The following is a 25,630-nucleotide window of genomic DNA, read 5'->3' on the forward strand; positions in this document are numbered from 1 at the left end:
TCGGGCATGGACGCGGGATGAGCGCGTCCCTGACCCATCTGCAGCGGCTGGAGGCCGAGAGCCTCCACATCCTGCGCGAGGTCGTGGCCGAGGCCGAGCGGCCGGTGATGCTGTACTCGATCGGCAAGGACTCGGCCGTGATGCTGCATCTGGCGCGCAAGGCCTTCTATCCGGCCCCGCCGCCCTTCCCGCTGCTGCACATCGACACGACCTGGAAGTTCCGGGACATGTACGCCATGCGCCAGCGCATGGCCGACGAGATGGGCATGCCCCTGCTGGTGCACCGCAATCCCGAGGCGGAGGCGCGGGGCATCAACCCGTTCGACCACGGCTCGGCCCTGCACACGACGCTGTGGAAGACCGAGGGGCTGAAGCAGGCCCTGACCCTGCACGGCTTCGACGCGGCCTTCGGCGGGGCGCGCCGCGACGAGGAGAAGAGCCGGGCCAAGGAGCGCATCTTCTCGTTCCGCACCGCCGACCACCGCTGGGACCCGAAGGACCAGCGGCCGGAGCTGTGGCGGCTCTACAATACGCGCAAGCGGCCGGGGGAGAGCCTGCGCGTCTTCCCCATCTCCAACTGGACCGAGCTGGACGTCTGGCAATACATCCAGCTGGAGAATATCCCGATCGTGCCCCTGTACCTCGCGGCGCCGCGGCCGGTGGTCGAGCGCGACGGGACCCTGATCATGGTCGATGACGAGCGCTTCCCGCTGAGGCCCGGCGAGGTCCCGCAGATGCGGTCGGTGCGCTTCCGCACCCTCGGCTGCTATCCCCTGACCGGGGCGGTGGAGAGCACGGCGGCGACCCTGACCGACGTCATCCGCGAGATGCTGCTGACCACCACCTCCGAGCGCCAGGGGCGGGTCATCGATCACGACCAGGCCGCCTCGATGGAGAAGAAGAAGCAGGAGGGCTATTTCTGATGGCCCTGGCGGAAGGCAGCAACGCCGGCGTCGCGGCGGATGTGCAAGGCTGGCTGGAGGCGCACCGGCGCAAGGCCCTGCTGCGGGTGCTGACCTGCGGCAGCGTCGACGACGGCAAGTCGACCCTGATCGGCCGGCTGCTGTACGACGCCCGCGCCATCTTCGACGACCAGCTGACGACGCTGGAGGCCGACAGCCGCCGCGTCGGCACCCAGGGCGGCGAGATCGACTTCGCCCTGCTGGTCGACGGGCTGGCGGCCGAGCGCGAGCAGGGCATCACCATCGACGTCGCCTATCGCTTCTTCACCACGGCGAAGCGCAAGTTCATTCTCGCCGACTGCCCGGGCCACGAGCAGTACACCCGCAACATGGTCACGGGGGCCTCGACCGCGGATGCGGCGGTGATCCTGGTGGACGCCCGCAAGGGGGTGCTGACCCAGACGCGCCGGCACGCCTATCTGGTCAGCCTGCTCGGGGTCCGGCACCTGATCCTGGCGGTCAACAAGATGGATCTGGTTGACGGGTCGCAGGCGGTGTTCGACGCCATCGTCGCCGAGTTCGGCGCCTTCGCGCAGAAGCTGGGTCGGACGGAGGTGCACGCCGTGCCGCTGTCGGCCCTGCGCGGCGACAATGTGCTGACCGCCGGGACGCTGACGCCCTGGTACGACGGTCCGCCGCTGATGGCGCTGCTGGAGCAGCTGCCGGTCGGCGACGATCTGGCCGCGGGGCCGTTCCGCATGCCGGTGCAGTGGGTCAACCGGCCGGACCCGGAGTTCCGCGGCTTCGCCGGGCTGATCGCCGCCGGGCGGGTCGCGCCGGGCGATGCGGTCAGGGTGCTGCCGGGCGGGACCGCCAGCCGGGTGGCGCGCATCGTCACCGCCGACGGCGACCTCGACGCCGCCATGGCGGGCCAGTCGGTGACCCTGACCCTGAGCGACGAGGTCGATGTCTCGCGCGGCGCCGTACTGGCGGCGGCCGACGCGCCGCCGGAGGTCGCCGACCAGTTCGAGGCCACCCTGGTGTGGATGGACGAGGAGCCGCTGCTGCCCGGCCGGCCCTATCTGCTCAAGCTGGGGACGCGGGTGACCGGGGTGCAGGTCACCGACCTGAAGCATCGGGTCAACGTCAACACCCTGGAGCCGCAGCCGGCGACGCGGCTGGCGCTGAACGAGATCGCTGTGGCCAATCTGGCGCTCGACGCGCCGGTGGCCTTCACCCCCTATGCCGAGAGCCGCGACCTCGGCGGCTTCATCCTGATCGATCGTCTCTCCAACCGCACGGTGGGAGCGGGGATGATCCGCTTCGCCCTGCGCCGGGCGCACAACATCCACTGGCAGGCCCTGTCGGTGGACAAGGCGGCGCGCGCGGCGCTGAAGCGCCAGACGGGACGCGTCATCTGGTTCACCGGCCTGTCGGGGGCGGGCAAGTCGACCATCGCCGACCTGGTGGAGAAGCGGCTGCATGCGCTGGGCCGCCACACCTATCTGCTGGACGGGGACAATGTCCGGCACGGGCTCAACCGCGACCTCGGCTTCACCGACGAGGACCGGGTCGAGAACATCCGCCGGGTGGCCGAGGTGGCGCGGCTGATGGTCGACGCCGGGCTGATCGTCATGGTCAGCTTCATCTCGCCGTTCCGGGCCGAGCGGCGCATGGCGCGCGACCTGATGGGGCCGGGCGAGTTCGTCGAGGTGCATGTCGACACCCCGCTGGCGGTGGCCGAGCAACGCGACGTCAAGGGCCTGTACCGCAAGGCGCGGGCGGGCCAGCTGGCCAACTTCACCGGCATCGACAGCCCCTATGAGCCGCCCGAGGCGGCGGAGCTGGTGATCGACACCACGGCGGAGACCCCCGAGGCGGCGGCGGAGCGGATCGTCGCCTGGCTGGAGGCCCGCGATGGGCGCTGACGCATCTGACGCTGACGACGCCGCGCTCGCGGTCCGGCTGGCGGAGACCGCCGGGCGGCTGCTGCTGACCCTGCGCGCCGGCGGGCAGCTGGAGGGGCGGGCGCTGGGCGACGCCGGCGACGCCATCGCCCACCAGTTCCTGACCCGAGCCCTGGCGCAGCTGCGCCCCGACGATGCGGTCCTGTCCGAGGAGGGTGCGGCCGATCCGGCGCGGCTGGGCCGGGCCCGGGTGTGGATCATCGATCCGCTGGACGGCACCCGCGAATACGCCGAGGGGCGGCCGGACTGGGCCGTGCACGTCGGTCTGGCGATCGATGGCGTGGCGCGCGCCGGGGCGGTCTCCCAGCCCGACCTCGACCTGACTGTCGCCGCGCCGGGCGCGGTCTGCGCCCCCTGTCCGGGGGCGCTGCGGATCATGGTCAGCCGCTCGCGCCCGCCGGAGGCGGCGCAGCGGGCGGCGGCGGCGCTGGGGGGCGAGCTGCTGCCCATGGGCTCGGCGGGGGCCAAGACCCTGGCGGTGCTGCGCGGCGAGGCCCACGCCTATGTCCACGCCGGCGGCCAGTACGAATGGGACAGCTGCGCCCCGGTGGCGGTGGCGGCGGCGGCGGGGCTGCATGTGTCGCGGCTGGACGGGACGCCGCTGGTCTACAACCGGCAGGATCCGTGGCTGCCGGATCTGGTGGTGTGCCGGCCGGAGCTGCGCGAGGCGCTGCTGGCGGCGCTGGCCTGACATGCCGTCCTGACCCCGTGCGCGGGGCGCGATCGTCCGGACAAAGTTGCCGAGCCGACACAAAAAAGGGTAGAAATGTGGCGAACGGCGCGGGGGCGCGCTGTCGCCTCCGGATCGGCGCCGCGGCCGCGGGGCGCAATCGTGCGGCGCCGGGGAGGTTCCGCGGGCCGATGTTCATCCTCACGGGCGAGCAGATCAAGGCGGGGCGCGCGCTCTGCCGGGTCAACCAGACCGAGCTGGCGCGGCGCGCCGGGGTGAGTCTGGAGACCGTCAAACGCCTCGAGGCGATCCGCGGCGAGGTGGACGCCAATGTGCGCACGCTGAACGCCATCCTCTCGGCCTTCGAGGCCCTTGGCGTCAGTTTCGAGTGCGAGGACGGCCGCGCCGGCCTCGGGGTCTGGGCCCGTCCCGACCGGGCGCGCGAGCGCGCCGGCGGCGCGACCGCCTGATCCGGCCGGCGGCGTGGCGGGGGTCGGGCGACTCGGCTAGGCTCGAGGCCCGTCCGACCCGGAGCTGACAGGGTGTCCGTGACCGCAACCTCCACCGCCCCGTCGAGCCCGCCGCCGGTCGCGCCCTGGCCCAGCTACACCCCGGCCGAGGTCGAGGCCGTGGCCGCCGTGCTGGCCTCCAACAAGGTCAACTACTGGACCGGCGACCGCACCCGCGCGTTCGAGCGCCGCTTCGCCGACTGGGTGGGAACACGCCATGCGATCGCCCTGGCCAATGGCACGGTGGCGCTGGAGCTGGCGCTCAAGGCGGTCGGCGTCGGCCCCGGCGACGAGGTGGTGACCACGCCGCGCACCTTCATCGCCTCGGCCTCCTCGGCGGTGACGATCGGGGCGCGGCCGGTGTTCGCCGACATCGATCCGGACAGCCAGAACCTGACGGCGGAGACGATCGCCGCGGTGCTGACCCCGCGCACCCGGGCCATCGTCTGCGTCCATCTGGCCGGCCAGCCCTGTGACATGGACCCGATCCTCGCCCTCGCCCGCGAGCGTGGGATCAAGGTCATCGAGGACTGCGCCCAGGCCCATGGCGCGCGCTATCGCGGCCGCAGCGTCGGGGCGCTGGGGGACATCGCCGCCTGGTCCTTCTGTCAGGACAAGATCATGACCACCGGCGGCGAGGGCGGCATGGTCACCACCGACGATCCCGACCTGTGGGCTCACGTCTGGTCGGCCAAGGACCATGGCAAGAGCTGGGAGGGGATGTACGCGCGCGTCCACCCGCCCGGCCCGCGGCTGGTGCATGACGGCTTCGGCGGCAATGGCCGGATGATCGAGATGCAGGCGGTGATCGGTTTGATCCAGCTGGAGCTGATGCCGCAATGGACGGCCCGGCGCACGGCCATTGCGGACCGGCTGCGGGCGGCGCTGGCGGCCTGTCCGGGGGTGCGGGTCCCGCCCGTCCCGGAGGAGGTCACGCACGGCTGGTACCGGGTCTACGGCTTCGTCCGTCCCGAGCGTCTGGCGCCGGGCTGGACCCGCGACCGGCTGATCGAGACCCTCGCCGCGCGGGGCGTCCCGTGCCTGCATGGCTCGGCCCCGGAGGTCTATCTGGAACGGGCCTTCGACGGGACGGGGTGGCGGCCGGCGGAGCGCCTGCCCGTGGCGCGGGCGCTGGGCGAGACCGGCTTCGCCTTCCTCTGCCACCCGACCCTGGACGACGCTCTGGTCGAGCACGCCTGCGCCGTCTTCGCCGAGGTGGCGGCGGAGGCGTTCGTCTAGGCCCCTCCGTCTCGCCGGCTTCGCCGTCGATCCACCTCCCCATGGCATGGGGAGGAGAGGCGCTTTCCTCCCCACGCAGTGGGGAGGGGGACCGCGAAGCGGTGGAGGGGTCCGGTCGCCAGGGCGACCGGGGGGCGGTGGAGGGGCGCGTCTGCCCCCTGCGGCGGCGGCCCCGCTGGTCATGGGGCGGGCGCGCGGCTAAACCCCGCGCCAAACAACAAGACCCGGGAGCCAGGACCATGCGCGACATTCATCACTTCATCGGCGGCAAGAGCCTCGTCGGGGCCTCGGGCCGGTTCGGCGACGTCATGGATCCCAACACCGGCCAGGTTCAGGCGCGGGTGCAGCTGGCCACCACCGACGAGGTGGATCGCGCGGTGCAGGCTGCCCAGGCGGCGTTCGAGGGCTGGGCCGCGACCAATCCGCAGCGCCGGGCGCGGGTCATGTTCGAGTTCAAGCGCCTGGTCGAGGCGCGCATGGACGAGCTGGCGCATCTGCTGTCGTCGGAACACGGCAAGGTCATCGCCGACTCGAAGGGCGACCTCCAGCGCGGGCTGGAAGTGATCGAGTTCGCCTGCGGCATCCCCCACGCGCTGAAGGGCGAATACACCCAGGGCGCCGGGCCGGGCATCGACGTCTATTCCATGCGCCAGCCGCTGGGCGTGGTGGCCGGCATCACCCCGTTCAACTTCCCGGGCATGATCCCGATGTGGATGTTCGGGGTGGCCATCGCCGTCGGCAACACCTTCGTGCTGAAGCCGTCGGAGCGGGATCCGTCCGTGCCGGTGCGCCTCGCCGAGCTGATGCTGGAGGCCGGGGCCCCCGAGGGCGTGCTGAACGTGGTGCACGGCGACAAGGTCGCGGTCGACGCCCTGCTGACCCACCCGCAGGTGCACGCCGTCAGCTTCGTCGGCTCGTCCGACATCGCCCATTATGTGTACCGGCTGGGGGCCGAGCACGGGAAGCGCGTCCAGGCCATGGGCGGGGCCAAGAACCACGGTATCGTCCTGCCCGACGCCGACATGGACCAGGTGATCAAGGATCTGACCGGCGCCGCCTATGGCTCGGCCGGCGAGCGCTGCATGGCCCTGCCGGTGGTCGTGCCGGTCGGCCAGAAGACGGCCGATGCGCTGCGCGAGCGGCTGGTGGCGGAGATCCCGTCGCTCAAGCTCGGGGTCTCGACCGATCCGGACGCCCACTACGGTCCGGTGGTCACCGCGGCCCACAAGGCGCGGGTCGAGGGCTGGATCGCCAAGGGGGTCGAGGAAGGCGCCGAGCTGGTCGTCGACGGCCGCGGTTTCAGCCTGCAGGGCCACGAGCAGGGCTATTTCATCGGCCCGTCGCTGTTCGACCAGGTCAAGCCGACCATGGAGTCGTACCGCGAGGAGATCTTCGGTCCGGTGCTGCAGATCGTGCGCGCCGAGAGCTTCGAGGAGGCCCTGGCCCTGCCGTCGCAGCATCAGTACGGCAACGGGGTGGCCATCTTCACCCAGAACGGCCGCGCGGCGCGGGACTTCGCCGCCCGGGTCAATGTGGGGATGGTGGGCATCAATGTGCCGATCCCGGTGCCGGTGGCCTATCACACCTTCGGCGGCTGGAAGCGCTCGGCCTTCGGCGACATCAACCAGCACGGCATGGAAGGCGTCCGCTTCTGGACCAAGACCAAGACCGTGACCGCGCGCTGGCCCGACAGCGCGCTGGAACACGCGGACTCGTCGTTCGTCATTCCGACGATGCGTTGAGGCCGGGCCCGCCCTGCGGGGCGGGCGTCCGGTCAGGCGGCGAGTCTCAGGCGGGCCGCCGCCCGCTCCAGCAGGACCTGGGCCTCTTCGGCCGCGAGGCCGTCGAGGGCGCGCCCCGCCGCCAGCGCCGGCTCGCTGGCCACATCGACCCGCGCCATGGCCCATTGCGGAAAGGCGCGGGCGGAGATGGCCCCGAAGGCCAGCAGGCGCAGGTCGCGGTGCCGCGGGTCGCGCCGCAGCCGCTCCAGCAGACGGTCGATATCGGCGCGCGCGCCCTCGACCGCCTGCAGGAAGCATCCGTCATGACGGGCGATCACGCCGCTGAGCTGGTCGCGCCGGTTATTCCGCTCCGCCTGGCCCAGAATCTCGGCGAGCGACGCCAGCGACCGGCCGGCCTCGCCCACGGCGACGCTCACATAGAGGGCGCGCATCAACACAGCAGCGGTTCCAAAAGAAAGGAGTTGCCAGAAATCTGGAGGCGTTTAGGATGAAAGTGCACCGTAAACGTTTACCGTGGCAAAAGTGTGGCGTTACGCCAGTGGCGCGAGCGCCGGGCTTGCGGCGGTCCCTTCCCCGCGCCATCTGCCGGACATGACGACGAGCGGATTTCCCGACTGGCACGGCACCACCATCCTCGCGGTGCGCAAGGACGGCCGGACCGTCATCGCCGGCGACGGCCAGGTCTCGATGGGCCCGACGGTGGTCAAGGGCGCGGCGCGCAAGGTGCGGCGGCTGGCCGGCGGCAAGGTGATCGCCGGCTTCGCCGGGGCCACCGCCGACGCCTTCACCCTGATCGAACGGCTGGAAGCCAAGCTGGAGCAGTATCCGGACCAGCTGGCCCGGGCCTGCGTCGACCTGGCCAAGGACTGGCGCACCGATCGTTACCTGCGCCGGCTGGAAGCCATGCTGCTGGTGGCGGACCGGTCGAGCATCTTCACCGTCACCGGCGTCGGCGACGTGCTGGAGCCCGAGCATGGGGTGGCGGCGGTCGGGTCCGGCGGCAACTTCGCCCTGGCCGCGGCGCGCGCCCTGGTCGACCATACGGAGCTGGACGCCGAGTCGGTGGCGCGCAGGGCCATGGCCATCGCCGCCGACATCTGCGTCTATACCAACGGCAACCTGACGGTGGAGACCCTCGGCGACTGAGCCGGGGTCAGTCTCTCCGGACGAGGCGCGCCAGGGTGTCGCGGGCCAGCGCCCGGTGGCGCTCGCGCACATGGCCGCCGAGGGTGGCCAGCACCGCCGCGATCACCGCCGCATCGTCGCTGAAGCCGATGCCGGCGAACAGGTCCGGGATCAGGTCCGTGGGCAGGACGAAATAGGCGAGGGCCGCGAGCAGCAGCCCCTTGGCCGCCGTCGGGGTCTCCGGGTCGCGCGTGGCGTAGTACGCCCCCAGCAGCTGGTCGGCGAAGGGGATGCGCGCGGCGACGCGGGTGAACTTGGGCCAGAAGCCCTCGCGCACGCGCCGGGCGTTGACCTGCTGCACGGCGGGCAGCAGGGCCCGGGCGGGATCGATCACGTCCTCCGGGGCCTCGGGCTCCGGACGGGGTTTGGCGTTCGACGGCATGGCGGCTAAATCCGCGTCCACGGACCTCGGTTCAACACAACAGACAACATAGGGGCTCAGGACATGAAACTCGACAGCTCGATCGCGGCGGTGGTCACCGGGGGGGCTTCGGGCCTCGGCGAGGGCACGGCGCGGGCGCTGGCCGCCCGGGGCGTGAAGGTGGCCCTGTTCGACCTCAACGCCGAGCGCGGCGAGGCGGTGGCGGCCGAGATCGGCGGCGTCTTCTGCCAGGTCGACGTCACCGACGACGCCAGCGTCGCCGCCGGCTTCGACAAGGCCCGCGCGGCCCACGGTCAGGAGCGCCTGACGGTCAACTGCGCCGGCATCGCCACGGGCCAGAAGACGGTCAGCCGCTCGAAGACCGACGGCTCGGTGCGGGCTCACGACATGGCCAGCTTCGAGCGCACCGTGCGGATCAACCTGTTCGGCACCTACCGGGTGCTGAGCCAGTCGGCCCTGGGCATGGTCGAGCTGGAGCCGATGGCCGACGGCGAGCGCGGCCTGATCGTCAACACCGCCTCGGTCGCCGCCCAGGACGGCCAGATCGGCCAGGCCGCCTATTCGGCCTCCAAGGGCGGGGTCTACGCCCTGACCCTGCCGGTCGCGCGCGACCTGATGAACGACGGGGTGCGGGTCAACACCGTGCTGCCGGGCATCATGTGGACGCCGATGATGGCCGGCATGGACCAGAAGGTGCAGGACGCCCTGGCCGCGCAGATCCCCTTCCCCAAGCGCCTCGGCACGCCGGCGGACTACGCCGCCCTGGTGCTGCACCTGGCCGAGAACGTCTACATCAACGGCGAGTGCATCCGTCTGGACGGCGCGATCCGCATGGCGCCGCGGTAAGGAGTCTTTTTTGTGCGCTACCGCTCGCGACGCGGTCGCTCGCTGCTTGAGCGCATTTTTGGTGCGCTACCGCTCGGCGCGCGGCGCCTCGCTGTCTGAGCGCGAGAATCCTTCAAATACCCCCTTGCGGGGGCGGCGGGGCGTCCGCTATACGCCCCGTCCTCGACTGAGAGCGCGGGCGTAGCTCAGGGGTAGAGCATCACCTTGCCAAGGTGAGGGTCGGGCGTTCGAATCGCCTCGCCCGCTCCAGTCGAAACGCAGAAGGGCCCCGCCTCGGCGGGGCCCTTTCGCGTTTCCGGGTGCGCGCCGAGCCGCTCAGGCGGCGTTGGCTGCCGGCTCCGACATGTCGTCCGTCTTGAGATAGCGATGGTTCTCGGCCCGGATCTTCGCGTGGGCTGTGTCGTAGAAGAAAGGCAGATAGGCGTAGCGGCGGCCGCGCGTGACCGGGGTGGCCTCGTGCAGCAGGGCGCAGGAGAAAATCACCGCGCCTCCCGTCGGCGGCCGGTAGGTCTGCGGGCCGAACTCCGGGAAGCGCAGGTCGCCGCCCTCGAACTCTTCCGCATTGAGATTGATCGAGCAGGCGAACTGCCGGTGCGCGGTGGCCAGGGTCGTGTTGTCGCGATGCGCCTTGAAGTAGCCGCCGTCGCCCGCGTCGTAGCAGGCGACGATGTAGCGTTCGACGTGGGTGACCTCAAACATCAGCGCCTTCCTGATCATCGGCAGCAGGCGGTTGGACAGGCGCGAGCGGATCTCGGCCTTGAGCGCGTCGTCCTCGACGGTGGCGTCGCGCCGGCGCTTGAAGCCGTCCACCACGGGCACGGTCATGCCATCGATGTCGCGCATCACGCCGGACACATGGCCGCCGTCACGCTCGTAGACCTCGATCAGACGCCGGCAGAAGGCGGGCTCGAACACACGCGGCACGATCAGGACCGGGGCCGCCACTGGCGTTCCGGCGTGGTCGGCGGGCGGCGGCAGGCGGCGCAGCCGCTCGAACAGGGCCGGGCCCTCCTCGAGGCGGGCGCGGTCAGCGACGCGCATCATCGGATCGATCAGGGTCCAGTAGCCGAAGGTCCCGCCGTCCTCGCGCCGCAGATGGTGCCGGTCGGCGATCTCGCCGGCGACGTCATGGAAGACGCGGCGACCGGGGATGTGCTCCGGGGTGCGGGTGAACACCTCAGACTCGCGCACGACGGTGAAGGCCATCAGGCGGTGGTCGTCGAAAAGGTCAGCATGGCGATCGAGCAGCTGCTGCGCCCCGGCGTCGGCCGCGGCGTCGCCGGACAGGAACAGCAGGAGCACCCAGGTTCCCCCGAGGCTGCCGAACGAGAAGTCCGGCCGGCTCCGGGTCGGGGCCGTGAACAGGGGCGCAAGGGCGCCGGCCATCAGGGGCATCGGGGGAACCTTCGGGCTGTGGTCACCGGCCCCTCATGACCCGGCCGCGCCGCCCGGGCGACGATAAGAACCGCATAAGAAACCCGGAATTGCGCGGCGCGGCTGGCCCGGTGCAGGTAGGGCCATGCGCCCGAGCCTGCTGTCCCTGTCGTCCGGCCCTTCCCACCAGCCGCACCGCACGGCGGCCTACCTCGCCGCGCTCGGCGTCGTGGCGGCGGCGACGGCCGTGGCGGAGGTCATTTTCCGCGTCTTCGGCACCGACCGGCTGACGGTGGTGTTCCTGACCGCCGTGGTCATCGTCGGGGCCCGGTTCGGGGCCGGGCCGGCCTATCTGGCGGGGCTCGCCTCCGTCGCGATCAACAACGTCTATCTGACGGAGCCGCGGTTCCGCTTCAGCACCTTCACCCACGAGGACTACCTCGTCCTCTGTCTGTTCGCCCTGGTGGCCATGCTCAGCGGCCGGCTGACAGGGCGGCTGCATTCGGCGCTCGCCCAAAGCCGCGCCGAGAGCCGCGACCGGGCCCGGCTGCTGGAGGCGTCGCGCGCCTTCTTCGCCGCCGCCTCGGAAACGGCGCTGCTGGCGGACCTGTCGCGCCGTCTCGAGGTCGTGGCCGGGGCCCCGGTGGCCGTGGCCGCGCCCGGGCCGGCGGAGAGCGCCTTCACCGTCGAGGCCGACCGTCTGCCTGACGGGAGCCGCGAGGTCGTCGACCTGATGCTGGAGCTGGCCGGCGGGGCGCTGTCTCGCATCCGCGCCGCCGAACAGCGCCTTGAGCTGCGCACCCTGGAGCGCACCGCCGAGTTCCGCCAGGCGGTGCTGTCCTCCGTCTCACACGACCTGCGCACGCCGCTGGCGACGATCCTGACCTCGGCCTCGACCCTGAAGGCCTTCGGCGACACCCTGCCGGAGGAGACGGTGGCGCGGGCCTATGCCGACATCGAGGGCGAGGCGCTGCGCATGAACCGGTTCATCGCCGGCCTGCTGGACATGATCCGCGTCGACGGCGGCGGGCTGGAGCCGGATCTCCACGCGCTGGACGTTCTGGAGGTGCTGGATCGGTGTCTGGGGCGGCCGGACCTGCAGGCGCTGCAGGTGGTGCGCAGCTGGCCGGCGGAACCGGTGATGGTCGAGGCGGATCCTGTCCTGCTGGAGCGCGCGCTCGACAATGTGCTGGACAACGCCCTGCGCTACGCCGGCGAGGCGGGCCCGGTCGAGGTGGCGGTGACGACAGCCGACGGCGTCGCGACGGTTGCCGTGACGGACCGGGGGCCGGGGCTGCCGGCCGATGAGCTGGCCCAGATGTTCGACAAGTTCTACCGCGGCGCGGCCGGCCTGCGGCGAGGCGGCGGGGCCGGGCTCGGCCTGTCGATCACCCGTGGCTTTGTCGAGGCCATGGCCGGGCGGGTCGAGGCGGTGTCCGGAGGCGGCCGGGGCCTCTCTCTCCGTCTCATCCTCCCGGTGTCGGAGGCGGCGGCATGAGCGGCGGCGTTTCGGGACACATCCTGCTGGTCGAGGACGACGACGCCCTTCGCCGGACGCTGGCGGCGGCGCTCGGGGCGGCAGGCTATGTGGTCTCCACCGCCGGGTCGGGCAGCGAGGCCCTGCGGCTGGCCGGAGAGGAGCCGGCGGACGTGATTCTGCTCGACCTCGGCCTGCCGGACATGGATGGCAAGGAGGTGCTGCGCACCCTGCGCCGCCTGTCCGAGACGCCGGTCATCATCCTGTCGGCGCGCGGGCTGGAGGCGGAGAAGATCGCGGCGCTGGACCTCGGCGCCGACGACTATGTGGAGAAGCCGGTGGGTGTCGGGGAGCTGCTGGCGCGGCTGCGGGCGGCCCAGCGCGGGCTGGAGCGGCGCTTCAACCAGCAGACGACGTTCGTGGCCGGGCCGCTGCGGGTCAGCTTCGCCGAACGGCGCGTCTGGGTGCTGGAGGAGGAGATGCGCATGACGCCGCGGGAGTTCGAGCTGCTGCGCATCCTCGCCCGGCATGTCGGGCGGCCGGTGACGCACCGGCAGATCAAGACCGCCATCTGGGGCGGCGAGGCCGAGACCGACGCCCAGACGATCCGCGTCCTCGTGGCCCAGCTGCGGCTCAAGGTGGAGGAGAACCCCTCCTCGCCACGCCTGATCCTGACCGAGCCCGGGGTCGGCTACCGGCTGGTGGCCGAGGTGTCGGCGGCCGGTTGACCTGCACGACCCTTCCGCGGCCTAATCCGGCGGACGCACCCGGGGAGGGGACCATGGGGCCTGCAGATCGCCGTCCGCCGCCGGAGACGCAGCGGCTCGACGCCTTTGTCGACGCGGCCTTCGCCTTTGCGGTGACCCTGTTCATCATCGGCGGCAACACGCCGCCGACGGGGCTGGCGGATCTGCAGCAGGCGCTGCTGCGTGTGCCGGCCTTCGCCGCCGGCTTCGCCCTGGTGGCGGTGTTCTGGCTGGGCCACCGACGTTTCGGCCAGCTGGCGCCGGTGCGCGATGGCCTGTCGGTGTTCCTGAGCCTCGCCATCGTCTTCGTCATTCTGGTGCTGGTCTATCCGATGCGGCTGCTGACCGAGTCCGGGGCGCACTGGCTGTCGGGGCGGGTGCTGCCGGGCGGCGATCTGATCGCCACGCCGCAGGACCTGCAGGCGGTCTATGTCGTCTACGGCCTGGGGTTCGCCGGGCTGGCGGCGCTCTACACCCTGCTGTTCCATCGCGTGGGCCGACGGCCGGCGGCGGCCGGGGCGGACGCGGACGGCGCGGCGCAGGCGCGGACGGCGGCGCGCATCTGGGCGGTGATCACCCTTGCCGGGCTGCTGTCGGCGGCGACCGCGATGATCGCACCGATCGCCCGCTACCCCTATGCCCCGGGTCTGGCCTACTGGGTCATCCCGATAGGCGTCGCCCTGCTGGGCTTCGCCGGACGCCTCCGCGCGCCGGCCGCGGAGCTGCCCCCCGCATGAGCTTCGCCCCGGATCCCGCCTTCGCCGCCGGGTCGATCGCGGCGGCCGAGTGGCCGCTGTGTCATGTGCGGCTGCAGGACGATGCGCGGTTTCCGTGGCTGGTGCTGATCCCCCGGCGTCCGGGGCTGGTGGAGCTGGAGGACCTCGATCCGGCGACGCGGGCGGCGCTGATGGAGGAGGTGGTGCGGGCCGGGGCGCTGGTGCGCCGGCTGGCCCCTGAGCCGGTCGACAAGCTGAATGTGGCGGCGCTGGGCAATGTCACGGCCCAGCTGCATGTGCATGTGGTCGGGCGGCGGCGCGACGACGGCCTGTGGCCCGATCCGGTGTGGGGACGGCCCGGCGCGCGCCCGCTGGAGGCGGAGGAGCGCGCCCGGCGGCTGGCGCTGATCGGGGCGGAGGCCGGGGCGCTGGTCAGGGACGGCGCAGGCTGACGGGGATCGCCCCGTCGTCGCTGATCAGCTGGCCGCGCCAGACCTCGCCGCGCAGGGTCAGCCGCAGGGTCCCCGCGCCGGTCGCCAGCCGCACCTCGTCCGGGCCCCGCACCTCGCCGCCCAGGGCGCCGTCGTCGACGGCCGGGGGCGCGCCCGGGATCATCCAGGCGCCCTGCACCGGGGCCTCGCCGCCGGGGTCGACGATGGCCAGCAGCACACGGGTGCGCCCCTCGCGGTCAACCACACGCCAGAGGCCGTCCAGCGGTCCCATGCCGGCGTCGACCCGGCTTTCCGCCGCCCGCACGCCGGCGGCGTAGGCCAGGTCGGTGGCGGTGTCGGCCGCCTCATAATCGCCGGCGTAGGCCTCGACGGTCACGGCACGGTCCAGCGCCCGCGGACCGGCGGCCGGGACGGGCGCATCGGCCGGGGCGGCGAAGTCCGGCGGGGGCTCGAACGGCCGGATACGGGGCGGCTGGTAGAGGTCGGCGGCCGGAACCTCTGCGGCCGGCGCGGCGTCGGGGGCCGTCGTGACAGCGGCCGGCGCGTCGGCCGGGGCGGGCGCAGGGCCGGGGTCCTGCAGCAGCAGCGCGACGGCGAGGATCAGGACGGGCGACATGCCGGCAGAATGCCAAAGCCGGGGGGGCTCTGACCAGCGCCGGACGCGCCGTCATCCTCGCCGCACGCATGTGTGACCCACGGTCGCTGTTCGTTGACACTTTGCGGGCACGGTCACTAAAGCCTGTGTGCGCCGCACCGGCCCTTGAAATTCTTTCTCTTTTTGAGAACGGTTCGCATGAACAAGCCCTATTCGCCCGGCGAGGCGGCGGAGGACCAGACGGGTCGCTTCGTGGTCCAGCCGAACGGCCGTGTCCGGCCCCTGTCGCCGCACCTGCAGGTGTGGCGCTGGCACGTCACCATGCTGGCGTCGATCCTGAACCGGATGACCGGCGGCGCGCTGTACGCCGGCGCCCTGGTGGTGGCGGCCTGGCTGCTGGCCCTCGCCTTCGGTCCCGAAGCCTATGCGGGCTTCGTCGCCGTGGCGGCCTCGCCGTTCGGCCTGCTGGTCTGGATCGGGCTGAGCTTCTCGCTGTTCTATCACCTGGCGGGCGGGGTCCGGCACCTGATCTGGGACGCCGGCGCGGGCCTGACGCCCCCGGCCGCCAACCTGCTGTCGTGGCTGTCGATCGGCGGCAGCGTCGCGGCCACGGTGCTGTTCTGGGCCGCGCTGTTCCTGACCGGGAGGGTCGCGCTGTGAGCGGTCATCGCAAGGCGTTCCGCAATCATGTGAAGATCTCCGAGCGCCACGGCGCCGGGGAGTGGACGGCCGAGCGGCTGTCGTCGCTGGCGCTCGTGCCCCTGTGCCTGTGGGGCGTGTGGGCGGCGTTCCAGCTGGCCGGCGGCGGCTATGACGGGGCGCTGGCGTGGCTGGCGCAGCCGGTCAATGCGACGTTGCTGGCCCTGACGCTGCTGATCAGCTTCTGGCACATGAACATGGGCTTCAAGGTGATCGTCGAGGACTACATCCATCGGCCGTCGACCAAGGGGCTGCTGCTGGGCCTGTCGGGGCTGCTCTGCCTCGCCCTCTCGGCGGCGAGTGTGTTCTTCATCGTGCGGCTGGCGCTGGGATCCGCGCCGCTGCCGGCCGGTTTCGGAGCCTGATCGCGCATGGCGACCTACGAATTTGTCGATCACGAGTACGACGTCGTGGTGGTGGGCGCAGGCGGTTCGGGCCTGCGCGCCGCGCTCGGCGCCGCCCAGCAGGGGCTGAAGGTCGCCTGCGTCACCAAGGTGTTCCCGACCCGCAGCCACACGGTGGCGGCCCAGGGCGGCATCTCCGCCTCGCTCGGCAACATGGGCGAGGACCGCTGGCAGTGGCACATGTACGACACCGTCAAGGGGTCGGACTGGCTCGGCGACCAGGACGCCATCGAGTATCTGGTGCGCGAGGCCCCCAAGGCCGTCTACGAGCTGGAGCACTGGGGCGTGCCGTTCAGCCGGACCGAGGACGGCAAGATCTACCAGCGCGCCTTCGGCGGCATGACGAAGAACTTCGGCGAGGGCCCGGTGCAGCGCACCTGCGCCGCCGCCGACCGCACCGGCCACGCCATCCTGCACACCCTGTACGGCCAGTCGGTGCGCCGCGAGGTGAAGTTCTTCATCGAGTTCTTCGCCCTGGACCTGATCATGCAGGACGGCGCCTGCACCGGCGTCACCGCCTGGAAGCTGGATGACGGCACTCTGCACCGGTTCCGCGCCAAGCTGGTGATCCTGGCCACCGGCGGCTACGGCCGCGCCTATTTCTCGGCCACCAGCGCCCACACCTGCACCGGCGACGGCAACGCCATGGTGCTGCGCGCCGGCCTGCCGCTGCAGGACATGGAGTTCGTGCAGTTCCACCCGACCGGCATCTATGGCGCCGGCTGCCTGATCACCGAGGGCGCCCGCGGCGAGGGCGGCTATCTGACCAACTCCGAGGGCGAGCGCTTCATGGAGCGCTACGCCCCCTCGGCCAAGGACCTGGCCAGCCGCGACGTGGTCAGCCGCTCCATGACCATCGAGATCCGCGAGGGCCGCGGCGTCGGTCCGAACAAGGACCACATCTTCCTGCACCTGGATCACCTCGACCCCAAGGTGCTGCACGAGCGCCTGCCGGGCATCTCGGAGTCGGCCAAGATCTTCGCCGGCGTCGATGTCACCAAGGCGCCGATCCCGGTGCTGCCGACGGTGCACTACAACATGGGCGGCATCCCCACGAACTATCACGGCGAGGTGCTGACCAAGCGCGGCGGCGACGCCGACTCGGTGGTGCCGGGCCTGATGGCGGTGGGCGAGGCGGCCTGCGTTTCGGTGCACGGGGCCAACCGCCTCGGCTCCAACTCGCTGATCGACCTAGTGGTGTTCGGTCGCGCCGCCGGCCTGCGCGCCGGCGAGATCGTCAACAAGGCCTCGGCCGTGCCGGACGCTCCGGCGGCGGCCACCGAGGCGCACCTGGCGCGTCTGGACCGCTTCCGCAACGCCTCGGGCTCGACCCCGACCGCCGAGCTGCGCCTGAAGATGCAGCGCGCCATGCAGGAGGACGCGGCGGTGTTCCGCACCGGCGAGACCCTGACCAGCGGGGTGCGCCGCCTGAAGGAGATCCACGCCGGCGGGGCCGACATCAAGACGACCGACCGCGGCCTGATCTGGAACACCGACCTGGTCGAGACGCTCGAGTACGACAATATGATCGGCCAGGCGCTGGTCACGGTCGAGGGCGCCCTGAACCGCAAGGAAAGCCGCGGGGCCCATGCCCGCGAGGACTATCCGGACCGCGACGACGCCAACTGGATGAAGCACACCCTGACCTGGTTCGACGACGCCACGGGCGAAACCCGCATCGACGACCGGCCGGTGCACACCTACACCCTGACCGACGAGATCGAGTACATCGCGCCCAAGGCGCGGGTGTACTGAGGACGACGAGAGATGGTTCAGCTCACCCTGCCGCGCGGTTCCAAGCCCACCAAGGGCAAGGTCCACAAGGCCCCCAAGGGGGCGAAGAACGTCAAGACCTACAAGGTCTACCGCTATGACCCCGAGGTTGACGCGGCGCCGCGCTGGGACGTCTACGAGGTCTCGGCCGACGACCACGGGCCGATGCTGCTGGACGCCCTGATCCACATCAAGAACACTATCGACCCGAGCCTGACCTTCCGGCGCTCGTGCCGCGAGGGCATCTGCGGCTCGTGCTCGATGAACATCGACGGGCGCAACACCCTGGCCTGCACCAAGGGCTGGGACGAGTGCGCCAGCTCGACCATCTCGGTGGCGCCCCTGCCGCACCAGCCGGTGGTCAAGGACCTGGTGACCGACCTGTCGCTGTTCTACGCCCAGTACGACTCGATCCAGCCCTATCTGCAGTCCGATGAGCCGGACCCGGAGAAGGAGCGGCTGCAGACCCCGGAGGACCGCGAGAAGCTGGATGGCCTCTACGAGTGCATCCTGTGCGCCTGCTGCTCGACCTCGTGCCCCAGCTACTGGTGGAACCAGACCGAGTACCTCGGCCCGGCGGCGCTGCTGCAGGCCTATCGCTGGATCGCCGACAGCCGCGACGACGCCACGGACAAGCGGCTCGACGATCTCGAGGATCCGTTCAAGCTCTACCGCTGCCACACCATCATGAACTGCGCCCAGGTGTGTCCGAAGGGGCTGAACCCGGCCAAGGCCATCGCCGAGACCAAGAAGCTGATGGTCTCGCCGCGCCGCAAGAAGACCCCGGCCGCGGCCTGATCCGCGCGCTCCGGCCGGGCCGTCCGCCTCAGGCGGCGGCTGCGGGCCTGACGTTCGGGGCGAGATCCTCCAGCAGCCGGCCGAAGCGCGTCAGGGCCTCGGCCGCCAGCGCCTCGTCGTAGCGCATCGGCGGGGCGTTCATCGGCTCGTCGAAGCTGTGGGTGCCCTCGGCGATCCAAGTCTCCACCTCGACGCCGCAGCCACGCACCATGTCGAGGATGCCCTCGGCGTTGCGTACGGTGGTCAGGTGATCGCGCCGGGCGACGACGGCGAGGGTGCGCGGACAGTGCCGCCACGGCCGCCGTCGGTTCAGCGCGGCGAACCCGACATAGGGATAGGCGAGGAAGGCGCCCTTCACGCCGTCCAGCGCCGCCTCGCCCGGGTTGGCCAGCCCCAGCGTCCCGGGCCGGCGGTCGGCGCTCATGGCCTCCATGATGCCCCAGCCGCCGTGGCTCCAGCCGGCCACCAGCAGGGTCTCGGCGTCCACGTCCGGGCGGGCCGAGACGCCGGCGATGCTGGCCAGCACGTCACCGGCGCGGCGGTCGCCGTGGAAGGTCAGGCCGGTGCAGACCATGGCCATGGCCAGCTGCCGGCTCCAGCCGCGGGGGGCGTAGGAATCGACGATCACCGCCCGCCAGCCGGCCGCCCGCGCCGCCTCGGCGTAGCGCGGCAGGTGCGGGCGCAGGCCGCCGCAGCCGTGGAACAGCAGGGCGGTCGGGCGCGGCCGGTCGTCCTCCGGGCCGACGAAGGCGGCGTGGGGCGCGAGCCGGGCCCAGCGGTCTGCGAGGGTGTCCATGGGGCGAGCCTAGCCCGGTTTGGCGACAAACCCGATGGGGGTGTCGCGGGGCGGCGTCTTCGCCCCCGCGCGTCATCCTCGGGCTTGACCCGAGGATCGGGGGGGTCCGCTGCAGGCGGGTGGAGAGGGACCGCCGGCGCCCCCTGGCGTCATGCGTCGCGCGCGCCTCCACGCTCGACCCTCGGGTCAAGCCCGAGGGTGACGGAGAGGGGCGGGGGCGGCCGTCCGTTGCGCCCGGTCGCGCCCCCTCCACCGCTTCGGGGTCCCCCTTCCCCGCAGGCGGGGGAGGAGGGGGTCATGTCAGCAGGCGGGCGAGAAGGGCGTCGAGGACGGGGCGGCCGCGGGCGGTGGCGGCGAGGCGGCCGTCCGCGAGGGTCAGGAAGCCGTCGGCGATGAGGTCGGCCAGCGGCCCGGCGCCGGGCGACAGGCCCAGCCCGGCCAGCACGGGCAGGCCGACGCCCTCGACCGTGCGTAGGCCCAGCAGGACGCGCTCCTCCAGCGCCTCGCAGGGCGCGAGCGGCTCGATGGTGGCGGACGGCGCGCCGGCGGCGACCCCGGCGATGTAGTCGGCGACGCGGCGGTGGGCGACCGTGCCCCGGCGCGTCCCGTCGAGGGTCAGCCGGCCGTGGGCGCCGGGGCCGAGGCCCAGATAGTCGCCGCCGCGCCAGACATGCAGGTTGTGGCGCGAGCGGTCGGCCACGGTGCGGGCGTGGTTGGACACCTCATAGGCCTCGAACCCGGCGGCCTCGAGCACCGCTTGCGTGACCTCGTAGAGGTCGGCGGCGCGCTCGTCGTCGGGCGGGACGAGGCGGCCGCGGGCGTGGGCCCGGCCGAAGGCGGTCCCGGGCTCGACCGTCAGCTGGTAGGGCGAGATGTGGCCGGCCCCGAGGTCGACGGCGCGGGCCAGCTCGTCGCGCCAGCCGGCGGGGGTCTGGTCCGGGCGGGCGTAGATCAGGTCCAGCGACACCCGCGGGAACAGGGTCAGGGCGTCGGCCAGGGCGCGGCGCCCGGCGGCGGCGTCATGGTCGCGGCCGAGGAAGGCGAGGGCGTCGTCCTGCAGCGCCTGCAGCCCCAGCGACAGGCGCTCGATCCCGGCCTCGGCCAGGGCCGCCAGCTGCTGGCGCGAGGCCTCGTCAGGATTGGCCTCCAGCGCCGCCTCGACCGGGTCATCGGTCGGGAAGCGGGTGCGGGCGGCGGCGAGGATGCGGGCCACGGCCTGCGGCGGCATGCGCGAGGGGGTGCCGCCGCCGAAGAAGATCGCCGCCAGCGGCCGCGGGCCCAGCCGGTCGGCCTGAAGGTGCAGGTCGTCGAGGATCGCCTCGACCAGATCGGCCTGCTCGGCCTGGGCCCGGTCGCGCACGACATTGAAGTCGCAATAGGGGCAGATGCGCCGGCAGTAGGGCCAGTGGACATAGACGGCGACGCCGGCCGGGCGGTCATCGCCCCGGGCGAGGGGCCGGGCCGGAAGGGACTCAGGCAAACAGCGCCGCCTTGAGCTGTTCGAAGGCGCGGGCGCGGTGGCTCATGGCGTCCTTGGCCGCCGGGTCCATCTCGCCGAAGGTCTGGCTGTGGCCGGTCGGGACGAAGATCGGGTCGTAGCCGAAGCCGCGGTCGCCGCGCGGGGGGAAGGCCAGCTGGCCGTGCACCTCGCCCTGCACCACCACCGCCGGGCCGTCGGGCCAGGCCACCGCCAGCGCCGAGGTGAACCAGGCGGAAAAGTCGGTCGCGCCGATCTCCTCCAGCCGGGTCTCGACCTTGCGCATGGCCAGGGCGAAGTCACGATCGGGCCCGGCCCAGCGGGCGGAGAAGATGCCGGGCGCGCCGTCCAGCGCCGTCACCGACAGGCCGCTGTCGTCGGCCAGGGCGGGCAGGCCCGAGCGCTGCGCCGCGTGGCGCGCCTTGAGCAGGGCGTTGCCGGTGAAGGTGCTCTCGGTCTCGTCCGGCTCGGGCACGCCGGCCTCGGCGGCGCTCAGCACCTCGAAGCGGCCGTCGAGCAGGGCGGCGATTTCGCGCGCCTTGCCGGCGTTGTGGGTGGCGGCGACGAGGCGGGTTCCGGCGGCGAGGATCAGGGGCATGGCGGCGACCCTAGAGCGGGCCGGGCGGCGGGGAAACCGCCTTGCCGGGGCGGGCGGCTGCGGCGACGCGCCACGTGCTGCATTGCGAAAGATTCATCCCGTTAAACGATATGTAACGTGCATTGCAAGATAGGGCGGCGTATTGCTTTGGACATGGAGAAGGGCGCTGCACCCACCCACATCGGAGCCGGAAACGGCAAGGATGACCCCGCAGACAACCAGAACCGGGCGAAAATCGCCCAATCAACGGAGACCAAGATCATGCAAGCCCTCAACACCACCTACCTGATCGAGCGCGTCGGCCACGGCATCCTCAACGCCTTCCTGCTGGCCGCCATCCCGGCCGCGCTGGTCGCGACCCTGATCCAGGCGCTGTGATCCGCCGCCTTTGACGTGTCATATGAAGATCGCGAAAACAGTCGCCGCGCGCGGGCCGGCCGGACCCGCCGCGGCGACCCCGCCGATCTTCCCGGCCTGAGGCCGACCCCGTGCGCCTGCCGCGCTTTCCGTTCCGGCTGACCGTCCGCCCGCTCGACGCCCCCGCCCTGCGCACGCTGGGCCCCGGCTCGGTGTCCAGCCTGCTGAAGATCGGTCTCGACGTGGCCTATGTGCTGCTGTGGGTGATCCTGGTGATCCTGCTGCTGGCCTTTGTCGCCGCTATCTTCGTGCCCCTGACCGACCTTTCCGTGACGCTGGACAATCCCGCCGGTGGCCGCGAGATCCCGCTCGAACGCCCTCTGCTGCTGTTCGCGGTCGGCTCCTTCTGCGCCTATTTCGGCGCCTTCGCCCTGATCGTCGGTCGCCTGCGCGCCATCTTCCGCACCCTGACCGAGGGGGATCCCTTCCACCCCGAAAACACCAGCCGCCTGCGCCAGATCGGGCTGATCCTCGCGGTTGTCACCGGCGGCGTCTGGCTGTGGCAGACCTGGGCCGCGCGCCTGTCGGCCGGCGCCATGGAGCCCCAGGGGCTGGGCGAGCTGCTGACCCCGGTGTTTTCCGTGCTCGTGGTCTTCGTGCTAGCGGAAGTCTTCCGCGAGGGCGCACGCCTGCGCCGCGAAGCCGAACTGACGATCTGACGCCATGGCCATCCGCGTGAACCTCGATCGAATGCTGGTGGCGCGACGCATGTCGCTGTCGGAGCTCGCCGACCGCGTCGGCGTGACCGCCGCCAATCTGTCGATCCTCAAGAACGGCCGGGCCCGCGCCATCCGTTTCACCACCCTCGACGCCCTGTGCCGCGAGCTGGACTGTCAGCCCGGCGACCTGCTGTCCCACAGCCCGGGGCCGATGGCGCTCGACGACGGGGACGACGACGAGATCCGGGACGCCGGATGAGCCGGCCGCCGCGCGGCCCGGGACTTAGCGCCGAGGACCGCCGCCTGTGGGCCCGGGTGGCCCGCACCCTGACCCCGGCGCCGGGCCGCGCCGTCCCGCCCGTCGAGGAGGCGCCGGCCGCGGCCGCCCCTCGCAAGGGCGTCGGCAAGCCGGCTCTGCCCGCCACGGCGCCGAAGCCGTCCGTCCCGCCCGAGCTGCGGCCTGCCCCGGTCCCCCTGCCGTCGCGCGCCGCGCCGGACGTGCTGGAGCCGCGCCGCCAGCGCCGGCTGGCGCGCGAGCGCGATCCGATCGAGGGGCGCTTCGACCTGCACGGCTTCGGCCGCTTCCAGGCCGAGGACGAACTGGTCGGCTTCCTGACCCGGGCCCAGGCGCGCGGCCTGACCGCCGTGCTGGTCATCACCGGACAGGGGCGGCGCGGCGGCGGGGTGATCCGCGCCTCGGCCGCCGAATGGCTGCAGGGGCCGCGCCTGCGCGGCGTGGTCTCGGGCTTCTCCAGCGCCCACCGTCGCCACGGCGGCGAGGGGGCCCTCTATGTGACGCTGAAGAAGCGGTAGGCCGTGGCCCCATGGACCCGTTACCCCCGGGCTTGTCCCGGCGGCCCACGGCGGGTCTAAGCGTAGCCGTGAGCCGCATCCACGTTCCGCCAGCACCATGCGGCGATCGCGCCTCGCGGAACGATGGGCCCCCGGGACAAGCCCGGGGGTGACGATAACTGGAAATCCTGCCCGGCGCCTCCTCGGGGTCAGGCCAGCCTCAGGCCCCGCGCCTCGGCCAGGGCCTTGAGCGAGGTCATGGGGCGCGGGCCCCAGTGGGCGATGACCTCGGCGGCGGCCAGCGAGCCCAGCCTGCCGGCGTCCTCCAGCGACAGGCCGCGGGCCAGGCCCAGCAGCAGGCCGGCGGCGTACTGGTCGCCGGCGCCGGTGGTGTCGACCACCCTGGCCACCGGATCGGCGGCGACGACGGCGCGTTCGCTCCCGCGGATCACGACCGAGCCGTGGGCGCCGCGGGTGATCCCCGCCACCTCGACCCGCTCCGCCAGCAGGGCGGCGGCGTGGTCGAAGTCCTCGTGCTCGAACAGGGCCGCCAGCTCGGCCTCGTTGGCCAGGACGATGTCGGCGGAGCGCGCGATGAAGTCGAGCAGCTCGGCGCGCCAGCGGGCCACGACGAAGGTGTCCGACAGGGTGATGGCGACCTTGCGCCCGGCGGCGTGGGCCGCGGCGGCGGCGGCCTCGAAGGCGGCGCGGGCCGGGGCCGGGTCGAACAGATAGCCCTCGAGATAGACGATGGCCGAGGCGCCGATCAGGGCCGGGTCGATGTCCGCGACGGTCAGCTGGTTGGCGGCGCCCAGGAAGGTGCACATGGTGCGCTGGCCGTCCGGGGTGACATTGATCATGCAGCGGCCGGTGCCGAGGCCCTGATCGGCGCCCCCGACCAGCGGCGGGGTGTCGAAGGCCACGCCGGCGGCGCGGATGTCGTGGGTGAAGACCTGGCCGAGGGTGTCGTCCGCGACCTTGCCGATATAGGCGGCGCGGCCGCCCAGCGAGCCGACCCCGGCGACGGTGTTGCCGGCCGAGCCGCCCGAGGCCTCCACCCCCGCGGCCATGGCGGCGTAGAGGGCGGCGCTGCGCTCCGCATCGACCAGCTGCATCGAGCCGGGGGGCAGGCCCTGGGCCTCGAGGAAGGCGGGGTCGCAGGGGGCGAGGACGTCGACGATGGCGTTGCCGACGGCGCAGATGTCGTGGGTGGCGGGCTGGGTCATGGCGCCGACTTAGCCGTCCCGGCGTCGCAGGGCCAGCGTCGGCGGCGACAGCGGGCGACAGAGTCGCTAGAGGGCGGGGCATGACCGAGATCGCCGTCCTTACGCCCGACCCCGCCGACCTGTCCTACGCCTCGCACTGGCCCGGGGTGCTGGCGCGGCTGGAAGCGGCGCTGGAGGGGGCCGGGGTGCGGCTGGTCCCGCTGCCGTGGACGGAACAGATCGCCGATGCGTCGCGGCTGACCGGCTTCCCGCTGGTGCTGCCGGTGGTGGTGTGGGGCTATCACCGCGACCACGGCCGCTGGCTGGAGGCCTGCGCCGCCTGGACCGCCGCCGGGGCACCTTTGGCCAATCCGGCGTCGGTGCTGGCCTGGAATTCGGACAAGACCTATCTGCGCCGGCTCGGCGAGCGCGGCGTGCCAATCCCCGAGACGCTCTGGCTGGATCGTCCGTCGACGGAGGAGGTGGCCGCGGCCGCCGCCCGCTTCGGCGAGATCGTGGTCAAGCCGGTGGTCTCCGGCGGGGCCTGGCGGACGCAGCGGCTGAAGGCCGGCGAGCCCGTCGCCGACCTGCCCGACGCCCCGGCCATGGTGCAGCCCTTCCTGCCGGCGATCGAGGGCGAGGGGGAGCTGTCGCTGCTGCACTTCGGCGGGCGCTTCAGCCATGCGGTGCGCAAGACCGCGGCGCCGGGCGACTTCCGCATCCAGGTGCAGTTCGGCGGCCGCTACGATCCCGAGCCGGCGCCCCCCGCGGCTGCGCTGGAGGTCGCCGCCGCGGCCCTGGCGGCGGTCGAGGAGCCGCTGCTCTACGCCCGCGTCGACCTGGTGCGCGACCCGGCCGGCCAGTACCGGCTGATGGAGCTGGAGCTGATCGAGCCGGACTTCTACCTGTCCTGCGACCCCCGCGCCGGGGCGGGCTTCGCCGAGGCGGTGCGGGACAGGCTGGGGTAGGGGCGGCCGGGCCCCTCCACCGCCCCCCGGTCGCCCTGGCGACCGGGCCCCTCCACGGCCTTCGGCGGTCCCCCTCCCCACTGCGTGGGGAGGAAAGACGTTCTCCTCCCCATGAAATGGGGAGGTGGATCGACGCGGAGCGTCGAGACGGAGGGGCCTGTTCGGCGCGGCGCGACGTCGCTGTGCCCGCTGCGCCTTCGCTGTGCCCGCTGTGATCCCTTGATCGGGTCGGGACATCCGCC

At 72.5% G+C, this 25,630-nt stretch carries 28 protein-coding genes and 1 tRNA gene; 21 read left to right on the top strand and 8 right to left on the bottom strand.

The window, feature by feature from the left end; translation table 11 throughout:
• Positions 1-17 precede the first annotated feature (17 nt).
• From cysD to VGN74_RS09050, 6 genes are all read left to right on the top strand, one after another.
• Entirely contained in the window at positions 18-923 is a 906-nt protein-coding gene (gene cysD, locus VGN74_RS09025; protein WP_327447306.1) for a sulfate adenylyltransferase subunit CysD, read from the top strand.
• Positions 923-2,830, top strand: a complete 1,908-nt coding sequence (gene cysN, locus VGN74_RS09030) for a sulfate adenylyltransferase subunit CysN (protein ID WP_327447308.1) — start codon at positions 923-925, stop codon at positions 2,828-2,830. Before cysD ends, cysN begins: the two co-directional genes overlap by 1 nt.
• A complete protein-coding gene (locus tag VGN74_RS09035; RefSeq protein ID WP_327447310.1) occupies positions 2,820-3,560 on the top strand; it encodes a 3'(2'),5'-bisphosphate nucleotidase CysQ in 741 nt (246 codons plus the stop codon). Before cysN ends, VGN74_RS09035 begins: the two co-directional genes overlap by 11 nt.
• 170 nt (positions 3,561-3,730) lie before the next feature.
• Positions 3,731-4,009: a hypothetical protein gene (locus VGN74_RS09040; protein ID WP_327447312.1), complete on the top strand. Its 279-nt coding sequence runs from the start codon at positions 3,731-3,733 to the stop codon at positions 4,007-4,009.
• A 78-nt stretch (positions 4,010-4,087) separates the two neighbouring features.
• Positions 4,088-5,287 (top strand): DegT/DnrJ/EryC1/StrS family aminotransferase, encoded by a 1,200-nt coding sequence (locus tag VGN74_RS09045; protein WP_327447314.1) that lies wholly within the window; start codon positions 4,088-4,090, stop codon positions 5,285-5,287.
• Between the two features lie 239 nt (positions 5,288-5,526).
• The gene (locus VGN74_RS09050; protein WP_327447316.1) at positions 5,527-7,029 is read left to right on the top strand and encodes a CoA-acylating methylmalonate-semialdehyde dehydrogenase; all 1,503 of its coding nucleotides are present in this window, start codon (positions 5,527-5,529) and stop codon (positions 7,027-7,029) included.
• A 32-nt stretch (positions 7,030-7,061) separates the two neighbouring features.
• Here the strand turns inward: VGN74_RS09050 and VGN74_RS09055 are convergent, their stop codons facing one another.
• The gene (locus VGN74_RS09055) at positions 7,062-7,460 is read right to left on the bottom strand and encodes a BLUF domain-containing protein (RefSeq protein ID WP_327447320.1); all 399 of its coding nucleotides are present in this window, start codon (positions 7,458-7,460) and stop codon (positions 7,062-7,064) included.
• Between the two features lie 160 nt (positions 7,461-7,620).
• Between VGN74_RS09055 and hslV the strand changes: the two genes are divergently transcribed.
• Positions 7,621-8,175 (top strand): ATP-dependent protease subunit HslV, encoded by a 555-nt coding sequence (gene hslV / locus VGN74_RS09060; protein WP_327447322.1) that lies wholly within the window; start codon positions 7,621-7,623, stop codon positions 8,173-8,175.
• Between the two features lie 7 nt (positions 8,176-8,182).
• Here hslV and VGN74_RS09065 read toward each other — a convergent pair whose 3' ends face one another.
• Entirely contained in the window at positions 8,183-8,596 is a 414-nt protein-coding gene (locus tag VGN74_RS09065; protein WP_327447324.1) for a YkvA family protein, read from the bottom strand.
• Positions 8,597-8,659: 63 nt separating this feature from the next.
• Here VGN74_RS09065 and VGN74_RS09070 point away from each other — a divergent pair, with 63 nt between their 5' ends.
• Positions 8,660-9,442 carry an SDR family oxidoreductase gene (locus VGN74_RS09070; RefSeq protein WP_327447326.1) on the top strand — a complete coding sequence of 261 codons (783 nt, stop codon included), beginning with the start codon at positions 8,660-8,662 and terminating at the stop codon, positions 9,440-9,442.
• A 174-nt stretch (positions 9,443-9,616) separates the two neighbouring features.
• A tRNA-Gly gene (locus VGN74_RS09075) sits at positions 9,617-9,691 on the top strand.
• 66 nt (positions 9,692-9,757) lie between these two features.
• Here VGN74_RS09075 and VGN74_RS09080 read toward each other — a convergent pair.
• Positions 9,758-10,837, bottom strand: coding sequence for a 2OG-Fe(II) oxygenase family protein (locus tag VGN74_RS09080; RefSeq protein ID WP_327447327.1), 1,080 nt, complete (start codon positions 10,835-10,837; stop codon positions 9,758-9,760).
• A gap of 124 nt (positions 10,838-10,961) precedes the next feature.
• Between VGN74_RS09080 and VGN74_RS09085 the strand changes: the two genes are divergently transcribed.
• The 4 genes from VGN74_RS09085 to VGN74_RS09100 are packed head-to-tail and all read left to right on the top strand — an operon-like array spanning position 10,962 to position 14,207.
• Complete coding sequence (locus VGN74_RS09085; protein WP_327447328.1) at positions 10,962-12,314, top strand: sensor histidine kinase; 1,353 nt, start codon at positions 10,962-10,964, stop codon at positions 12,312-12,314.
• Positions 12,311-13,021 (top strand): response regulator transcription factor, encoded by a 711-nt coding sequence (locus VGN74_RS09090; RefSeq protein ID WP_327447330.1) that lies wholly within the window; start codon positions 12,311-12,313, stop codon positions 13,019-13,021. Before VGN74_RS09085 ends, VGN74_RS09090 begins: the two co-directional genes overlap by 4 nt.
• Positions 13,022-13,074: 53 nt before the next feature.
• Positions 13,075-13,776, top strand: coding sequence for a TMEM175 family protein (locus tag VGN74_RS09095; protein ID WP_327447332.1), 702 nt, complete (start codon positions 13,075-13,077; stop codon positions 13,774-13,776).
• Positions 13,773-14,207 (top strand): HIT domain-containing protein, encoded by a 435-nt coding sequence (locus tag VGN74_RS09100; RefSeq protein ID WP_327447334.1) that lies wholly within the window; start codon positions 13,773-13,775, stop codon positions 14,205-14,207. Before VGN74_RS09095 ends, VGN74_RS09100 begins: the two co-directional genes overlap by 4 nt.
• On the opposite strand, the gene VGN74_RS09105 is transcribed toward VGN74_RS09100, so the two are convergent.
• Entirely contained in the window at positions 14,188-14,823 is a 636-nt protein-coding gene (locus VGN74_RS09105; RefSeq protein WP_327447336.1) for a hypothetical protein, read from the bottom strand. The two genes, VGN74_RS09100 and VGN74_RS09105, sit on opposite strands and share 20 nt — an antisense overlap.
• Positions 14,824-15,000: 177 nt before the next feature.
• Between VGN74_RS09105 and sdhC the strand changes: the two genes are divergently transcribed.
• Genes sdhC through VGN74_RS09125 form a run of 4 tightly spaced genes read left to right on the top strand, consistent with a single transcriptional unit; the run spans position 15,001 to position 18,476 of the window.
• Positions 15,001-15,462: a succinate dehydrogenase, cytochrome b556 subunit gene (gene sdhC / locus VGN74_RS09110; RefSeq protein WP_327447338.1), complete on the top strand. Its 462-nt coding sequence runs from the start codon at positions 15,001-15,003 to the stop codon at positions 15,460-15,462.
• Entirely contained in the window at positions 15,459-15,866 is a 408-nt protein-coding gene (gene sdhD / locus VGN74_RS09115; protein WP_327447340.1) for a succinate dehydrogenase, hydrophobic membrane anchor protein, read from the top strand. The genes sdhC and sdhD overlap by 4 nt, the downstream gene beginning before the upstream one ends.
• Positions 15,867-15,872: 6 nt before the next feature.
• Positions 15,873-17,660: a succinate dehydrogenase flavoprotein subunit gene (gene sdhA / locus VGN74_RS09120; protein WP_327447342.1), complete on the top strand. Its 1,788-nt coding sequence runs from the start codon at positions 15,873-15,875 to the stop codon at positions 17,658-17,660.
• 12 nt (positions 17,661-17,672) lie between these two features.
• Positions 17,673-18,476 (top strand): succinate dehydrogenase iron-sulfur subunit, encoded by an 804-nt coding sequence (locus tag VGN74_RS09125; RefSeq protein WP_327447344.1) that lies wholly within the window; start codon positions 17,673-17,675, stop codon positions 18,474-18,476.
• 28 nt (positions 18,477-18,504) lie between these two features.
• On the opposite strand, the gene VGN74_RS09130 is transcribed toward VGN74_RS09125, so the two are convergent.
• The 3 genes from VGN74_RS09130 to rdgB form a co-directional block, all read right to left on the bottom strand.
• Entirely contained in the window at positions 18,505-19,272 is a 768-nt protein-coding gene (locus VGN74_RS09130; RefSeq protein ID WP_327447345.1) for a dienelactone hydrolase, read from the bottom strand.
• Between the two features lie 295 nt (positions 19,273-19,567).
• Positions 19,568-20,752 carry a radical SAM family heme chaperone HemW gene (gene hemW / locus VGN74_RS09135; protein ID WP_327447346.1) on the bottom strand — a complete coding sequence of 395 codons (1,185 nt, stop codon included), beginning with the start codon at positions 20,750-20,752 and terminating at the stop codon, positions 19,568-19,570.
• Positions 20,745-21,347: an RdgB/HAM1 family non-canonical purine NTP pyrophosphatase gene (gene rdgB, locus VGN74_RS09140; protein WP_327447348.1), complete on the bottom strand. Its 603-nt coding sequence runs from the start codon at positions 21,345-21,347 to the stop codon at positions 20,745-20,747. Before rdgB ends, hemW begins: the two co-directional genes overlap by 8 nt.
• 545 nt (positions 21,348-21,892) lie before the next feature.
• Between rdgB and VGN74_RS09145 the strand changes: the two genes are divergently transcribed.
• Genes VGN74_RS09145 through VGN74_RS09155 form a run of 3 tightly spaced genes read left to right on the top strand, consistent with a single transcriptional unit; the run spans position 21,893 to position 23,236 of the window.
• Positions 21,893-22,423, top strand: coding sequence for a DUF2975 domain-containing protein (locus VGN74_RS09145; RefSeq protein WP_414643540.1), 531 nt, complete (start codon positions 21,893-21,895; stop codon positions 22,421-22,423).
• A 4-nt stretch (positions 22,424-22,427) separates the two neighbouring features.
• On the top strand, positions 22,428-22,682 hold the full coding sequence (locus tag VGN74_RS09150; protein ID WP_327447352.1) for a helix-turn-helix transcriptional regulator: 255 nt from the start codon (positions 22,428-22,430) through the stop codon (positions 22,680-22,682).
• Positions 22,679-23,236 (top strand): Smr/MutS family protein, encoded by a 558-nt coding sequence (locus VGN74_RS09155; RefSeq protein ID WP_327447354.1) that lies wholly within the window; start codon positions 22,679-22,681, stop codon positions 23,234-23,236. Before VGN74_RS09150 ends, VGN74_RS09155 begins: the two co-directional genes overlap by 4 nt.
• Before the next feature lie 188 nt (positions 23,237-23,424).
• Here the strand turns inward: VGN74_RS09155 and VGN74_RS09160 are convergent, their stop codons facing one another.
• Complete coding sequence (locus VGN74_RS09160) at positions 23,425-24,441, bottom strand: adenosine kinase (RefSeq protein ID WP_327447356.1); 1,017 nt, start codon at positions 24,439-24,441, stop codon at positions 23,425-23,427.
• Between the two features lie 80 nt (positions 24,442-24,521).
• Between VGN74_RS09160 and VGN74_RS09165 the strand changes: the two genes are divergently transcribed.
• Entirely contained in the window at positions 24,522-25,388 is an 867-nt protein-coding gene (locus tag VGN74_RS09165) for a transporter (protein WP_327447358.1), read from the top strand.
• The last annotated feature ends 242 nt before the right edge of the window (positions 25,389-25,630 follow it).

The organism is Brevundimonas sp. (assembly GCF_035998205.1).
Classification (GTDB): domain Bacteria; phylum Pseudomonadota; class Alphaproteobacteria; order Caulobacterales; family Caulobacteraceae; genus Brevundimonas.

Excerpts from the sequence above, each read along its gene's own strand:
- VGN74_RS09125 (WP_327447344.1), top strand. The coding sequence starts at position 17,673 with ATGGTTCAGCTCACCCTGCCGCGCGGTTCCAAGCCCACCAAGGGCAAG.
- VGN74_RS09070 (WP_327447326.1), top strand. The coding sequence starts at position 8,660 with ATGAAACTCGACAGCTCGATCGCGGCGGTGGTCACCGGGGGGGCTTCG.
- VGN74_RS09080 (WP_327447327.1), bottom strand. The coding sequence starts at position 10,837 with ATGCCCCTGATGGCCGGCGCCCTTGCGCCCCTGTTCACGGCCCCGACC.
- sdhC (WP_327447338.1), top strand. The coding sequence starts at position 15,001 with ATGAACAAGCCCTATTCGCCCGGCGAGGCGGCGGAGGACCAGACGGGT.
- VGN74_RS09150 (WP_327447352.1), top strand. The coding sequence starts at position 22,428 with ATGGCCATCCGCGTGAACCTCGATCGAATGCTGGTGGCGCGACGCATG.
- VGN74_RS09160 (WP_327447356.1), bottom strand. The coding sequence starts at position 24,441 with ATGACCCAGCCCGCCACCCACGACATCTGCGCCGTCGGCAACGCCATC.
- VGN74_RS09100 (WP_327447334.1), top strand. The coding sequence starts at position 13,773 with ATGAGCTTCGCCCCGGATCCCGCCTTCGCCGCCGGGTCGATCGCGGCG.
- VGN74_RS09155 (WP_327447354.1), top strand. The coding sequence starts at position 22,679 with ATGAGCCGGCCGCCGCGCGGCCCGGGACTTAGCGCCGAGGACCGCCGC.
- VGN74_RS09065 (WP_327447324.1), bottom strand. The coding sequence starts at position 8,596 with ATGCCGTCGAACGCCAAACCCCGTCCGGAGCCCGAGGCCCCGGAGGAC.
- VGN74_RS09085 (WP_327447328.1), top strand. The coding sequence starts at position 10,962 with ATGCGCCCGAGCCTGCTGTCCCTGTCGTCCGGCCCTTCCCACCAGCCG.
- VGN74_RS09040 (WP_327447312.1), top strand. The coding sequence starts at position 3,731 with ATGTTCATCCTCACGGGCGAGCAGATCAAGGCGGGGCGCGCGCTCTGC.
- VGN74_RS09105 (WP_327447336.1), bottom strand. The coding sequence starts at position 14,823 with ATGTCGCCCGTCCTGATCCTCGCCGTCGCGCTGCTGCTGCAGGACCCC.
- sdhA (WP_327447342.1), top strand. The coding sequence starts at position 15,873 with ATGGCGACCTACGAATTTGTCGATCACGAGTACGACGTCGTGGTGGTG.
- VGN74_RS09035 (WP_327447310.1), top strand. The coding sequence starts at position 2,820 with ATGGGCGCTGACGCATCTGACGCTGACGACGCCGCGCTCGCGGTCCGG.
- rdgB (WP_327447348.1), bottom strand. The coding sequence starts at position 21,347 with ATGCCCCTGATCCTCGCCGCCGGAACCCGCCTCGTCGCCGCCACCCAC.
- VGN74_RS09055 (WP_327447320.1), bottom strand. The coding sequence starts at position 7,460 with ATGCGCGCCCTCTATGTGAGCGTCGCCGTGGGCGAGGCCGGCCGGTCG.
- cysD (WP_327447306.1), top strand. The coding sequence starts at position 18 with ATGAGCGCGTCCCTGACCCATCTGCAGCGGCTGGAGGCCGAGAGCCTC.
- VGN74_RS09090 (WP_327447330.1), top strand. The coding sequence starts at position 12,311 with ATGAGCGGCGGCGTTTCGGGACACATCCTGCTGGTCGAGGACGACGAC.
- VGN74_RS09050 (WP_327447316.1), top strand. The coding sequence starts at position 5,527 with ATGCGCGACATTCATCACTTCATCGGCGGCAAGAGCCTCGTCGGGGCC.
- VGN74_RS09095 (WP_327447332.1), top strand. The coding sequence starts at position 13,075 with ATGGGGCCTGCAGATCGCCGTCCGCCGCCGGAGACGCAGCGGCTCGAC.
- VGN74_RS09165 (WP_327447358.1), top strand. The coding sequence starts at position 24,522 with ATGACCGAGATCGCCGTCCTTACGCCCGACCCCGCCGACCTGTCCTAC.
- hslV (WP_327447322.1), top strand. The coding sequence starts at position 7,621 with ATGACGACGAGCGGATTTCCCGACTGGCACGGCACCACCATCCTCGCG.
- VGN74_RS09130 (WP_327447345.1), bottom strand. The coding sequence starts at position 19,272 with ATGGACACCCTCGCAGACCGCTGGGCCCGGCTCGCGCCCCACGCCGCC.
- cysN (WP_327447308.1), top strand. The coding sequence starts at position 923 with ATGGCCCTGGCGGAAGGCAGCAACGCCGGCGTCGCGGCGGATGTGCAA.